Annotated in this window: 14 protein-coding genes; 6 read left to right on the forward strand and 8 right to left on the reverse strand. The window is 70.8% G+C overall.

Annotated elements, in window-relative coordinates; genetic code table 11:
• Nucleotides 1-143: 143 nt before the first annotated feature.
• On the reverse strand, nucleotides 144-440 hold the full coding sequence (locus ACFWRO_RS36585) for an antibiotic biosynthesis monooxygenase (protein WP_384518880.1): 297 nt from the start codon (nucleotides 438-440) through the stop codon (nucleotides 144-146).
• A 269-nt stretch (nucleotides 441-709) separates the two neighbouring features.
• Between ACFWRO_RS36585 and ACFWRO_RS36590 the strand changes: the two genes are divergently transcribed.
• Nucleotides 710-1,405, forward strand: coding sequence for an MOSC domain-containing protein (locus tag ACFWRO_RS36590; RefSeq protein ID WP_384518883.1), 696 nt, complete (start codon nucleotides 710-712; stop codon nucleotides 1,403-1,405).
• Nucleotides 1,406-1,600: 195 nt separating this feature from the next.
• Here ACFWRO_RS36590 and ACFWRO_RS36595 read toward each other — a convergent pair whose 3' ends face one another.
• A complete protein-coding gene (locus ACFWRO_RS36595) occupies nucleotides 1,601-2,014 on the reverse strand; it encodes a DUF4345 domain-containing protein (RefSeq protein ID WP_384518886.1) in 414 nt (137 codons plus the stop codon).
• Nucleotides 2,015-2,103: 89 nt separating this feature from the next.
• Here ACFWRO_RS36595 and ACFWRO_RS36600 point away from each other — a divergent pair, with 89 nt between their 5' ends.
• Entirely contained in the window at nucleotides 2,104-2,733 is a 630-nt protein-coding gene (locus ACFWRO_RS36600; RefSeq protein WP_384518888.1) for a TetR/AcrR family transcriptional regulator, read from the forward strand.
• Nucleotides 2,734-2,766: 33 nt separating this feature from the next.
• Here ACFWRO_RS36600 and ACFWRO_RS36605 read toward each other — a convergent pair whose 3' ends face one another.
• The 4 genes from ACFWRO_RS36605 to ACFWRO_RS36620 form a co-directional block, all read right to left on the reverse strand.
• On the reverse strand, nucleotides 2,767-2,913 hold the full coding sequence (locus ACFWRO_RS36605) for a hypothetical protein (RefSeq protein WP_384518891.1): 147 nt from the start codon (nucleotides 2,911-2,913) through the stop codon (nucleotides 2,767-2,769).
• 156 nt (nucleotides 2,914-3,069) lie between these two features.
• Nucleotides 3,070-4,224: an RNA polymerase sigma factor gene (locus tag ACFWRO_RS36610; RefSeq protein WP_384518915.1), complete on the reverse strand. Its 1,155-nt coding sequence runs from the start codon at nucleotides 4,222-4,224 to the stop codon at nucleotides 3,070-3,072.
• A gap of 8 nt (nucleotides 4,225-4,232) precedes the next feature.
• Nucleotides 4,233-4,640 carry a YciI family protein gene (locus tag ACFWRO_RS36615; RefSeq protein ID WP_384518894.1) on the reverse strand — a complete coding sequence of 136 codons (408 nt, stop codon included), beginning with the start codon at nucleotides 4,638-4,640 and terminating at the stop codon, nucleotides 4,233-4,235.
• Nucleotides 4,641-4,740: 100 nt separating this feature from the next.
• Nucleotides 4,741-5,199 (reverse strand): hydrolase, encoded by a 459-nt coding sequence (locus ACFWRO_RS36620; protein ID WP_384518897.1) that lies wholly within the window; start codon nucleotides 5,197-5,199, stop codon nucleotides 4,741-4,743.
• 762 nt (nucleotides 5,200-5,961) lie between these two features.
• On the opposite strand from ACFWRO_RS36620, the gene ACFWRO_RS36625 reads away from it, so the two are divergent.
• Nucleotides 5,962-6,765 carry a glycerophosphodiester phosphodiesterase gene (locus tag ACFWRO_RS36625; RefSeq protein WP_384518899.1) on the forward strand — a complete coding sequence of 268 codons (804 nt, stop codon included), beginning with the start codon at nucleotides 5,962-5,964 and terminating at the stop codon, nucleotides 6,763-6,765.
• Nucleotides 6,766-6,806: 41 nt separating this feature from the next.
• On the opposite strand, the gene ACFWRO_RS36630 is transcribed toward ACFWRO_RS36625, so the two are convergent.
• Both ACFWRO_RS36630 and ACFWRO_RS36635 read right to left on the reverse strand, forming a co-directional pair.
• Complete coding sequence (locus tag ACFWRO_RS36630) at nucleotides 6,807-7,277, reverse strand: MarR family transcriptional regulator (RefSeq protein ID WP_384518902.1); 471 nt, start codon at nucleotides 7,275-7,277, stop codon at nucleotides 6,807-6,809.
• Nucleotides 7,274-7,768 (reverse strand): MarR family winged helix-turn-helix transcriptional regulator, encoded by a 495-nt coding sequence (locus ACFWRO_RS36635; RefSeq protein ID WP_384518905.1) that lies wholly within the window; start codon nucleotides 7,766-7,768, stop codon nucleotides 7,274-7,276. The genes ACFWRO_RS36630 and ACFWRO_RS36635 overlap by 4 nt, the downstream gene beginning before the upstream one ends.
• Nucleotides 7,769-7,937: 169 nt before the next feature.
• Here ACFWRO_RS36635 and ACFWRO_RS36640 point away from each other — a divergent pair, with 169 nt between their 5' ends.
• From ACFWRO_RS36640 to argG, 3 genes are read left to right on the forward strand one after another with little or no spacing between them, the layout of a single operon-like run.
• Nucleotides 7,938-9,260, forward strand: a complete 1,323-nt coding sequence (locus tag ACFWRO_RS36640) for a diacylglycerol/lipid kinase family protein (RefSeq protein ID WP_384518908.1) — start codon at nucleotides 7,938-7,940, stop codon at nucleotides 9,258-9,260.
• Nucleotides 9,257-9,844, forward strand: a complete 588-nt coding sequence (locus ACFWRO_RS36645) for a phosphatase PAP2 family protein (RefSeq protein ID WP_384518910.1) — start codon at nucleotides 9,257-9,259, stop codon at nucleotides 9,842-9,844. The genes ACFWRO_RS36640 and ACFWRO_RS36645 overlap by 4 nt, the downstream gene beginning before the upstream one ends.
• A 51-nt stretch (nucleotides 9,845-9,895) precedes the next feature.
• Nucleotides 9,896-11,341 carry an argininosuccinate synthase gene (gene argG / locus ACFWRO_RS36650; protein ID WP_384518913.1) on the forward strand — a complete coding sequence of 482 codons (1,446 nt, stop codon included), beginning with the start codon at nucleotides 9,896-9,898 and terminating at the stop codon, nucleotides 11,339-11,341.
• The last annotated feature ends 53 nt before the right edge of the window (nucleotides 11,342-11,394 follow it).

Consider the following 11,394-nt stretch of genomic DNA (forward strand, 5'->3'; position numbering starts at 1 on the left):
ATCCGGGCTCGGGAGGGGGGTCGCCCCCAGTCTCACACCTGCACGCGAGCCACGTGGTGACCGGGGGCCCACGTTCAGTGGTCGAGACTCCCCCTGCCTTCCCGCTCCGCCCGACGGCAGCACCCTCGAACGGGCGGCGGAAGTCAGGACAGAGACCCGCTCTCGAAGTGCCGTACCCGAAGCGGTTCGACGAGATACTCGTCCTCACCCGGCAGCACCACGGGCTGCTCACGCCAATGCTCGCCGGCGTAGTCGACCAGGTCCTCCTCACCGCGCCACCGGCTGACGTACAGCAGCGAGTCGGGCGGCGCTAGCAGCACCTCATGATCCACCAGGCCCGGATACCGGCCGGGGAACTCACGTACCGCCGAAACGATCATGTCCCGGAACGCCTCGAACCGCTCAGGACGTACGCGCGCCTCACTCACCCTGACAATCATGACCGGCAGCGTGTCACACGGCCAGACGCGGTGTCCCTCACTCCTGTTTCCGACCATCAGCCGCCAGCCAGTGGACCACGCCCGACGCCCCCGGCATGGCGGGAAGTTGTCCATGGGTGACTTGAGATGTACTGGGCCCGCGACCCGGCCGCCACGACAATGACCGCGTGCGCACCGCGCACCCCACGCACTCCCCAGCGGAAGGCCGGGGCCGCGGCCGTCGTCCGCTCCGCCTGGCAACTCCGGTCCGGGACCTGAGAGAGACTCACGTGTACCTTCGAGAAATCTGGCGATTCCCCGTCAAGTCCATGCGCGGGGAGCAGCTCAAGAGTGTCGAGCTCACCGACAACGGCCTGACCGGTGATCGGCACATCCACGTCCGGGACTCCCGAGGTCTGTTGACCGCCCGGGTACGCTCCCGGTTGCTCGGCCTGTCGGCGACCACCGCGCAGGACGGTAGCGTGCTCGTCGACGGGCACCCGTGGGACAGCCCGGAGGTGGAGGAGCTGATCCGCAGCGCGGCCGGGCCCGACGCGGAGGCGGTCCACTACACCGGCCGCGAGAGGTTCGACGTCCTCAACCTGACGGTCATCACCGACGGGGCCGCCGACACCCTCGGCCACGACCCGCGCCGGCTCCGGTCCAACCTGGTCATCGGCGGCGTCCCCGGCCTCACCGAGCGGGACTGGCCCGGCCGTACGCTGCGCATCGGCGACGCCGTCATCGGCGTGCTCAAACTGCGCTCCCGCTGCGTCATGACGACGGTCGACCCCGACACGGGCGAGCGTGACCACAACGTCCTGCGCGACATCCACCGGCTGTACGACGGCACCTTCGCACTGGACTGCTGGGTGGCCTCCCCCGGCACCGTCACTCAGGGCGAAGAAGTCCGGCTGACCGACGAGGAGTGGCCGGAGCCGGTCCGCGGCGGCTGGATCGTCGGGGCGCCCTACGTCGTGGCCTGAGGCCTCCCTACGGGCCCGTTACGTCGTGGCCTGAGCCCTCCGTACGGGCCCGTTCCTCGATCGCTGCGTCTCCTCCGGCCGGGACAGCCCGGACGCACGGCCTCCGCACTGGCCCCTGTCGACGATCACGTGTGTCCATCGACAGGGTCAGTCGCCCGCCCGAGGGCTCCTCGATCTGGACTAGTTCGCATTTGCTCAGCCCTCAGCGGGCACGACCTTCGCGTGGCCGCGCACAGCGCGCTCCTCTGCGTCGGCCAGCCAGAAGAAGACCGGCGGCAGGCCGAGTTCGATCACCGCCAGCGCCGTTTGGAACCAGTGCGGCCAGCCGTACAGGGAGAGCGAGAGCAGTCGACCCACTCCGCCGAGGAGGAAGATGCCGGCCAGCCACCGCACTGCCTGGGCCGGGATCGGACGCTGCCGTGCAGCCCACAACCAGGCCAGCCCGTAGCCGACGAAGACGGCTCCCATGAACCGGCCCCAACTGTCGACCGTCGCACCGGCGGAACCGGCGCCGGGGATCGCCTCGTTGCCCAGGGCGACATGGAGCAGGCCGATCGGCACGCAGGCCCAGCCCATGAGTTGTGTGAGGGTGCGTAAAGCCCTGGCCATCGTTCCTCCGAGTGTCTCGACGGAGCTTAGTTGACATGTGTCTACTACCTTGAGCCTGCTAGTAGACCCCTGTCAACTAGACTTCGTTCGTGCCTCCCCGCCAGCGACTCACCCCTGCCGACCGCCGCGCCCAACTCCTCGGCGTCGGCGCACGGCTCTTCGCCGCGCACCCGTACGCCGACGTGCTGATGGAGGAGGTCGCGGAACAGGCCGGTGTCTCCCGGGCCCTGCTCTACCGTCACTTCCCGAGCAAGCACGCCCTCTTCGCCGCTGTGTACCAGCAGGCGGCGGACCAGCTGCTCGCCAGCACCCGGTTCGATCCCACCCACTCCCTGGTGGAGCAGCTCATCCAGGGTATGGACGTCCATCTCGACTACTTCGTGGCCAACCGCAATTCAGTCCTCGCCGCGAATCGGGTCCTGGCGGGCGACCCGGTGATCCAGACGATCATGACAAATGAGCTCGACGGGCTCCGTGCGCGGCTGCTGGCCGTGCTCCCGCTCGCGGACGAGAGCGTCCGCGAGGCCGTGTCCGGCGTCCTGAAGAGCTGGCTGGTCTTCGTCCAGGTGCTGTGTGTCGACTGGCTCACCCACGAGACCTGTACCCGCACCCAACTGCGTGACGTCTGCGTCGGCGCGATCCTCGGCGCCCTCCGCCCTCTGCTCGCCGAGGACCCGGCCCCGGACTGGCGGCCGCAACCGCCCGCCTCTGACGCGTAGGAACGCCGCACTGCAAGGCCTCCCGTGAGCGGGTCAGTCCGCTCGCCGGGTGTAGGAGTGGAGGCGGTCGATCTGTGTGAACCCGGACTTGTCGCAGAGGGCGTTGGCGGTCGTACGGTCACGGTCGTCGCCGGGTGGTGCGTCGTCGTCGACGTACAGCGTCAAAGGTGCGGGGGTCACGGTGACGTGCCTGTTTCTGAACCGGGGGTGATCGGGCGATCTCGTATCGGCGTAGACACCGACGTGCGGCGTCGGGAGGAGTTCCCGCGCGGCCTCGGGCGGGAGTCGGTTCCTTCGGCGTGGTACCGCCTCCCCGCCCTCTCGGCCGACTACCCGTCAGCGACTTCGGCCGGCGTTCAGGCGGGCGGCCTGGCGGGTCAGGTGGTCGCGTTCGGCGAGGTTGGAGGCCTTGTGGGCTGCCTCGGCGTACAGGCGTGCCGCCGTCGCCAGGTCGCCGGCGCGCTCGTGGAGGTACGCGGCCACCGCGGTGTGGCGGGGCAGTGAGGTGTCCAGTTCGGCGAGCGCCGCCAGGCCGGCGTGCGGTCCGTCGGCCTCGCCGACGGCGACCGCGCGGTTGAGTCGGACGACCGGGCTGTCCGTCAGGAGGGCGAGTTCGTCGTACCACTCGACGATCTGCACCCAGTCGGTCTCCTCGGCCGTGGGCGCGTCGGCGTGGAGTGCCGCGATGGCGGCCTGGGCCTGGAACTCGCCCAGCCTGTCGCGGGCCAGGGCCGCCTGGAGGATCCCGATGCCCTCGGCGATCAGCGCGGTGTCCCACCTGCCGCGGTCCTGCTCGGCGAGCGGCACCAGGCTGCCGTCGGGCGCGGTCCGGGCCGCACGCCGGGCGTGGTGGAGGAGCATGAGGGCGAGCAGCCCGGCCACCTCGGGGTGGTCGATGCGGGCCGCGAGCTGCCGGGTGAGGCGGATGGCCTCGGCGGCGAGGTCGACATCGCCGGAGTAGCCCTCGTTGAAGACGAGGTAGAGGACGCGCAGCACGGTGGCCACGTCGCCCGGCCGGTCGAAGCGCACGGCGGACACCGTGCGCTTGGCCCGGCTGATGCGCTGCGCCATGGTCGCCTCGGGCACGAGGTACGCCTCGGCGATCTGGCGGGTGGTCAGCCCGCCGACGGCGCGCAGCGTGAGCGCGACCGCCGATGCCGGGGTCAGTGAGGGGTGGGCGCACAGGAAGTAGAGCTGGAGCGTGTCGTCGAGTGCGGGCGCCGGCCCTGCCTGCGGCTCCTCCTCTACGCGGTCCTCACGCCGGCGGCGTGCCGCGTCGGCGCGGGTCGCGTCGAGGAACTTGCGCCAGGCCGCGGTGACCAGCCAGCCCTTCGCATCGCGCGGAGGGTCGGCCGGCCAGACGCGGAGCGCCTCGATCAGAGCGTCCTGTACGGCGTCCTCGGCCGCCGCGAAGTCGGCTCCGCGGCGGACGAGGACGGTGAGTACGCTCGGCGTGAGGCTCCTGAGGTTTCTGAGCAGGGCCTCGTCCATCGGTGACGTCACTCGGTGATGGTGGGGGGCTCGGAGAAGAACGGGCGCAGCTCCAGCCACTCGTGGATCGGCTTGCCGCCCGCCCCGGGGGCGGCCGACAGTTCCCCGGCCAGTTCGACGGCGCGCTCGTAGCTGTCGACGTCGATGATCATCCAGCCCGCGATGAGGTCCTTGGTCTCCGCGAACGGTCCGTCGGTGACCGGCGGGCGCCCCTCGCCGTCGTACCTGACCCACGCTCCCTCGGGGGCGAGCGCCTGACCGTCGACGTACTCGCCTGTCTTCTCCAGCCGGGCCGCGAAGTCGCTCATGTACTGCACATGCGCCGTGATCTCCTCCGGGCTCCACCGGTCCATCGGCACGTCGTTGACCGCAGCCGGAGCGCCGCGGTAGTGCTTCAGCAGCAGGTACTTCGCCATCGTGGTTCTCCTTGGTGCTCGAGCGACCCATTGTGGTCGCGTTCACCCCGGGGACGGAGCCGGACGCGGGTTCTCGACATCCCCGTCCGAATTGTTTTTGCTACGGACCGGCTGAGTGATCCCCGTCGTCGCCTTCGGCCGTGCGGATGGCCCTCTTCGCGCCGATCAGGACGCGGTAGCGCAGCCGTCTCGCGAAGTCGGTCAGCTTCCAGACGGCTGGGCTTCCCACCTCGGCGCTGAGATGGAGAACGGCATCCGAGCCGACCGAGACACCGACGTGCGCGCCGTAGGGATCTTCTGTCGAGTTGAACAGGAGCAGGTCGAGCGGCTGGGGGGTCGGAACGTGGACTGTGGCTGCGGTGTCCTGCCACAGGTCGCTGGAGCGCAGGGGCGGGACGGTCAGACCGAAGTGGCTGAGCACCTCATAGGCGAACAGCTGGCAATTGGCGCCCTCCGCGAGGCCGGGCCGGTCGGTCACCGCCGCCGATCCCGGGAAGCGGGAACCTATGTGCGGGACGGTCCAGAAGGCGGCCGGCAGCCGGGAGAGAAACGGTTCCATGCCTCCAGCATGGCGTGGACGGCACCCCGACATTGGGCCGGGTGGTCCGCAGGTCGTCGCGCGGCTGCGTCCTCGCCCTGTCCTGGTGGGGGCACGTGGGCCTTGCCGGGCCACTGGAACAGCCGGCCGGCCAGTTGGTACGAGCGTGGTGGTGAAGGTGGTCGAGGTGGCGCCGGATAATCTCCGCGCATGCGTCGTGATCTCTTTCGTTCCGTGGTTGTCCTGGGCTCGTGTGTGGCTCTGAGTTGTCTCAGTGGTGCTCACGTCGGCGGAGCTCGGTCGGACAGTGCTGGGGTTGTCGTGCGGGAGGACTTCTCCTCAGGCGGGGTGCCCGGGCAGTGGCGCGTGGTCGGCGGGGAGTGGCAGGTGGAGCGGGGGCGCCTTGTCGGCGACTCCGGGGCGGGGCGAGGGCTGGTGACGTTCGGGGGTGGTTCGGGCGATTTCCGGTTCGAGGCTCGCGCTCGGTTCGAGCGGGGGTCGGGGTCGAAGCGGTGGTTTGGGGTGGGGGTTGATGTGCCTGCTTCCGGGGGTGGAGCAGGGTCTGTCGGGGTCGTGCGGGTGGGAGAGCGGGGGGTCACCTTCGGGGAAGAGGGGGGTGACACAGCGCCCGTACCGTTCCTGAAGGCTGCGGGTGGAGACATTCGGGTGCGGGTCGAGGCTCGGGGGCGGCACGCCGTCTGGTTTCTCGACGATCGGCAGGTGTTGGTGACCAGCCGTTCCCAGGCTGGTGGTGGTGTGGCGCTTGCTGTGGGTGGGGGGACCGTGTCGTTCGACGATGTGCGGGTCACGCGTGTGAGTTCGTCCGCGTTCCAGCGCGTCGCCGCCGCCCCGATGACCGTCGTGGCGCACCGGGGGGCGCCCGCCCTCGCCCCCGAGAACACCATCCTCGCGCAGGAGATCGGTCGGCGTTCGGGGGGCGTGTTCATCGAGAACGATGTCCGGCTGAGTCGGGACCGCGTGCCCTTTCTGATGCACGACCCGACCGTGGACCGGACCACGGACGGCGTCGGGAAGATCTCGGAGTTGAGTGCCGCGCAGCTTCGTGGGCTGGATGCGGGGTCCTGGCTCGCGCCGGTGTTCGCCGGCGCCCGGGTTCCCACGCTCGCCGAGCAGTTGGCCGATCTGCGGACCCGAGGCGGCAGTCTGCTTCTGGAGATCAAGGAGACCGACAGCATGGAGGATGTCGCGGCGGTGGTCGATGTCGTCCGGGCTGAGGAGATGACCGGCCGGGTGGTGATCCAGAGCTTCGATCCCCAGCATCTGCGGTGGGTGCGCCAATTGGCCCCGGAGATTCCGCTCGGTCTGTTGCGCCCCAAGCTGGATGCCGACCCTGTGGCCGTGAGTCAGGAGTTGGGTCTGGCGCTGTACAACCCCAGTGGCGTCGCGCTGGAGGCCCGGCCGAGCGTCGTGGCCGATCTGCACGCGGCGGGGCTGGGGGTTTGGGTGTGGACGGTGGATACCGCCGAGCAGTGGAGCCGGTACGAGGGTTACGGCGTGGACGGGCTCATCACCAACCGGGCCGGGGAGCTCACCGGCTGGCTCAGTGGGCGGGGCGCGGGGCGGTAGGCGAGGGCGCCCGGGCCCCTCCCCGGCCGTCCGGCCGTCCGTCAAGAGCTCAGGACCGCCAGTTCCGCGTTCGCTCGCTCCGTCACCAAGGTGAGGACGCGGCCGGCGGCCACCAGGTCCTCGGTGGGGATGTCGCCCCAGATACGGGCGGAGATGGGCGCGGACTCCGCGCCCACGGCGGCCAGCAGTTCGCGACCCGCGTCGGTGGGGCGCAGGTGCGGGCCGTCGGTGACGAGCAGATCCTTGGCGAGCAGTTCGTCCAGTGTGGCGCGAACTTCGGCCGGGGTGGCTTTGACCGAAGCGACTACCTGGGCTACGAGGTCCTCCCGTGTCCGTGGGGCCTCGGCCGTGACGGCGGCGCGCAGGGCGATCTGCTGCTGGAACGTGACGCCGTGCCGGGCCAGGAAGTGCTCCAGGACGCCCCGAGCCGCGTAGTGGGCCAGGCCGAGGGTGCGGGCGTCGGCTGCCGGGGTGGTGTTTGACGCCGTAGTGGTTGATGCCTTGGTGGTCATGGTGTGTGCCTCTCCGTGTTCTCGTCGTCCGGTACGGGTGGGGCGAGGGGTGCGTCCAGCAGGGTCGTGAGTTCGGCGGTGAATTCGCGCGTCCTCGGGGCGTCCATGCCGCCCAGCGGTTCCAGCAACTGCCCGAGGAGGTCCTGGACCACCTCGATGGCCTGCCGCGTGACCGTCGTGCCCTCCTCGGTGAGGGCCAGCTGTACGGCGCGCGGGTCGCGGGGGTCGCGGGTGCGCTCGATCAGGCCGGACGTCTCCAGGGCGCGCGCCAGTTTCGATACGTACAGCGCCTCCAGGCCCGTGTGGTCGGCCAGCTGGCGCTGGCTGGGGCGCTCTCCGGTGCGCTGCATGCCGTACAGCGAGGCGACCAGTACGTACTGCGCGTGGGTGAGGCCCAGTGGAGCCATGGCGCGATCGACCGCGACGCGCCACTTGTTGGCGAGTCGCCATACCAGGAAGCCGGGTGTTGGGCCCCGTGAAGGCTTGCTCATGAGGCATACAGTACATGGCTACTATCGCCATGGCTACTAAATCCGGGCCGAGTCCGCCGAGTCCCCTCACTCGGACGGGTGCCCCCCGGGCGCCGCGCCTGCGTGCTTGTGGGAAGGGTGGCTGGACGACCCTGCACATAAAGGCCCGAAGGCCGGTAAGGCGAGGAGCATGGCTACAGATCTGAGCGGCGAGCGTGGCGATGCGCGGTCCCGGCTGTGGGCGCGGGGGGCCGTGCTCGCGGTGGCGGCCGCCGTCGCCGTGTTGTTGGTGGCGGTCGGCGGGGGTGGGGCGCTGGTCGTCGTCAGTGGGTTCGTGGGGCTCGTCGTGTCCGCCGTGGGCGTCTGGTGGATGGTGGCCCGGCGCGGGCCGCTGCGGTGGCTCGGAGCGATCCTCATGGTCGGCGCGCCTGTCGGTCTGCTCGTGCTGTACGTGCACAGCGGACTCTGGGTGATCGCTCTCGTCGCCGTCGCGCTCTGGGTGGTGGCCCTGGGCTGTGGGCGGATGGCTCTGCGGCCGTCGCACCAAGGGCATGTCATGCGGGCCGTTCCCCACCCGGCTCCCCGCCGTCCCGTGATCCTCATGAACCCGAACTCCGGCGGCGGCAAGGTCGGCCGCTTCGAGCTCGTCGAGCGGGCCGAGCGGCTCGGGGCGCGCGTGATCGTTCTCGAGCCCTCCGGCGGTGACAAGGTGCTCGATCTGGCCCGCCGGGCCGTCTCCGAAGGGGCCGACCTGCTCGGCGTCGCGGGTGGCGACGGTACGCAGGCGGAGGTCGCGGCGGTCGCCGCCGAGCACGATCTGCCGTTCCTCGTGGTGCCCGCGGGCACCCGGAACCATCTCGCCCTGGACCTGGGGCTCGACCGCGATGACCCTTCGCTCAGCCTGAGCGCCCTCACCGATGGCGAGGAGCTGCGGGTCGACCTCGGGGACGTCGACGGGCGGGCGTTCGTCAACACCGTGTCGTTCGGGGTGTACGCGCAGGTCGTGCAGCGGCCCGAGTACCGCGACGCGAAGGCCGAGACGGCGCTCGACGCCATGCCCGATCTCCTTCACGAGAGCGGGCCACGCCTCGATGCCACCGTCGACGGCACCGCCCTGCCGTCCCAGCAGGCGATCCTCGTCAGCAACAACCCCTACACGCGGCCCGACCCGTTCACCGGCCGCCGCCCCCGCCTCGACCAGGGCGAGCTCGGCGTCATCGGCGTCCGTGTCGAGGGCGCGGCCGGGGCCGCCGACATCGCGCTGCGCGGGTCGCAGTCCGACAGCCTCAACGTCCTGACCGCACACCGGGTCGAGGTGACCGGCGGCGGCGACAGCGTGCCGGTCGCCGTCGACGGCGAGGCGCTGACCCTGCCGACCCCCGTGACCTGCACCATCCGCCCGCGCGCGCTGCGCGTGCGGGTGCCGCGCGACCGGCCCGGGGCGCCGCCCGTCGCCCCCGCCGTCGACTGGCGGCGCATCTTCACACTGGCCTTCCGAGGGAGGGGCGAATGACCAGTAGTCCGCGCGAAGAGGAGCAGACGCCGGGTGGGATCGGTGCCGTACTCAGCGATCTGCGGGCGGTCGACGGTGCCCTGTACGCCGCCGTCGCCGCGACGCCCACGCCCGCGCTCGACAGGGGGCTGCGGAGGCTGTCCCACGCGGCGGATCATTCCAAGATCTCCTTCGCGGTCGCCGCCGCGCTCGCCCTCTCCCCCGGCCGGCCCCGGCGCGCCGCAGCCCTGGGCGTCGGCGCGGTCGCGGTGGCCTCGGCGTGCGCGAACCTGCTCGGCAAGCGTCTCGTACGCCGTCCCAGGCCGGACCGGGAAGCGGCGCGGGTGATCGTGGACCGTCATGTCCCCATGCCGAGCTCCGCCTCCTTCCCGTCCGGGCACACGGCCTCGGCCGTCGCCTTCGCCACCGCCGTCGGCGCCGTCCTGCCCCCGGCCGCCCTGCCGCTCACCGCGCTCGCCTGCGCCGTCGGGTACTCCCGTATCCACACCGGCGTCCACTATCCGGGCGACGTGCTGGCCGGTGCCGTCCTGGGGGCCACGTCCGCCACCGTCGTCCTCACCTTGGCCGGGGTGAGGGCCGCATGATCGTTGCAGATTCACTTTGCATGGTCATGCGTTCTGATGCATACTCTTTCTATGTCTAAGGTCCTCACCTCCCTTCCTTCCGGCGAGCGGGTCGGAATCGCCTTCTCCGGCGGACTCGACACCTCGGTCGCGGTCGCGTGGATGCGCGACAAGGGCGCCGTCCCGTGCACGTACACCGCCGACATCGGCCAGTACGACGAGCCCGACATCGCCTCCGTGCCCGGTCGCGCCAAGACCTACGGCGCCGAGATCGCGCGGCTGGTCGACTGCCGCGCCGCGCTGGTCGAGGAGGGCCTGGCCGCGCTCACCTGCGGGGCGTTCCACATCCGTTCGGGCGGTCGCGCGTACTTCAACACCACGCCGCTCGGCCGTGCCGTGACGGGCACGCTCCTGGTGCGGGCGATGATGGAGGACGACGTCCAGATCTGGGGCGACGGATCGACGTTCAAGGGCAATGACATCGAGCGGTTCTACCGCTACGGCCTGCTGGCCAACCCGCACCTGCGGATCTACAAGCCCTGGCTCGACGCGGACTTCGTGACCGAGCTCGGCGGCCGTACCGAGATGTCCGAGTGGCTGCTCGCCCACGGTCTGCCCTACCGGGACAGCACCGAGAAGGCGTACTCCACCGACGCCAACATCTGGGGCGCCACCCACGAGGCGAAGATCCTGGAGCACCTCGACACCGGCGTGGAGACCGTGCAGCCGATCATGGGCGTGCGGTTCTGGGACCCGTCGGTCGAGATCGCCCCCGAGGACGTGACGATCGGGTTCGACCAGGGCCGGCCGGTGACGATCAACGGCAAGGAGTTCTCCTCCCCCGTCAGCCTCGTGATGGAGGCGAACGAGATCGGCGGACGCCACGGCCTGGGCATGTCCGACCAGATCGAGAACCGGATCATCGAGGCGAAGAGCCGCGGGATCTACGAGGCTCCGGGCATGGCGCTGCTGCACGCGGCGTACGAGCGTCTCGTCAACGCCATCCACAACGAGGACACGCTCGCGCAGTACCACAACGAGGGCCGGCGCCTCGGCCGGCTGATGTACGAGGGCCGCTGGCTGGACCCGCAGGCGCTGATGATCCGCGAGTCGCTGCAGCGCTGGGTCGGCGCGGCCGTCACGGGCGAGGTGACCCTGCGGCTGCGGCGCGGCGAGGACTACTCGATCGTCGACACGACCGGTCCCGCGTTCAGCTACCACCCGGACAAGCTGTCGATGGAGCGTACCGAGGACTCCGCGTTCGGCCCCGTCGACCGGATCGGTCAGCTGACCATGCGCAACCTCGACATCGCCGACTCGCGGGCCAAGCTGGAGCAGTACGCGGGCCTCGGCCTGATCGGCACCGCCAACCCGGCGATCGGCGCCGCTCAGGCCGCCGCGACCGGGCTGATCGGCACGATGCCGCAGGGCGGCGCCGAGGCGATCGCCTCGCGTGGCGAGGTCTCGGCCAACGACGAGCTGCTCGACCGCGCGGCGATGGAGTCCGGCACCGACTGATCGACCCGCCTCGCCCCAGGGCGCTGTCGCCGGCACCGAGAGGTGTCGGCGAC

The sequence above is a fragment of the Streptomyces sp. NPDC058579 genome (genome assembly GCF_042718575.1).
Lineage (GTDB): Bacteria > Actinomycetota > Actinomycetes > Streptomycetales > Streptomycetaceae > Streptomyces.

Bases quoted from the DNA above. Each gene is read 5' to 3' on its own strand.
- ACFWRO_RS36585 (WP_384518880.1), bottom strand. From the start codon at position 440: ATGATTGTCAGGGTGAGTGAGGCGCGCGTACGTCCTGAGCGGTTCGAG.
- ACFWRO_RS36595 (WP_384518886.1), bottom strand. From the start codon at position 2,014: ATGGCCAGGGCTTTACGCACCCTCACACAACTCATGGGCTGGGCCTGC.
- ACFWRO_RS36610 (WP_384518915.1), bottom strand. From the start codon at position 4,224: ATGGACGAGGCCCTGCTCAGAAACCTCAGGAGCCTCACGCCGAGCGTA.
- ACFWRO_RS36615 (WP_384518894.1), bottom strand. From the start codon at position 4,640: ATGGCGAAGTACCTGCTGCTGAAGCACTACCGCGGCGCTCCGGCTGCG.
- ACFWRO_RS36620 (WP_384518897.1), bottom strand. From the start codon at position 5,199: ATGGAACCGTTTCTCTCCCGGCTGCCGGCCGCCTTCTGGACCGTCCCG.
- ACFWRO_RS36630 (WP_384518902.1), bottom strand. From the start codon at position 7,277: ATGACCACCAAGGCATCAACCACTACGGCGTCAAACACCACCCCGGCA.
- ACFWRO_RS36635 (WP_384518905.1), bottom strand. From the start codon at position 7,768: ATGAGCAAGCCTTCACGGGGCCCAACACCCGGCTTCCTGGTATGGCGA.
- ACFWRO_RS36640 (WP_384518908.1), top strand. From the start codon at position 7,938: ATGGCTACAGATCTGAGCGGCGAGCGTGGCGATGCGCGGTCCCGGCTG.
- ACFWRO_RS36645 (WP_384518910.1), top strand. From the start codon at position 9,257: ATGACCAGTAGTCCGCGCGAAGAGGAGCAGACGCCGGGTGGGATCGGT.
- argG (WP_384518913.1), top strand. From the start codon at position 9,896: ATGTCTAAGGTCCTCACCTCCCTTCCTTCCGGCGAGCGGGTCGGAATC.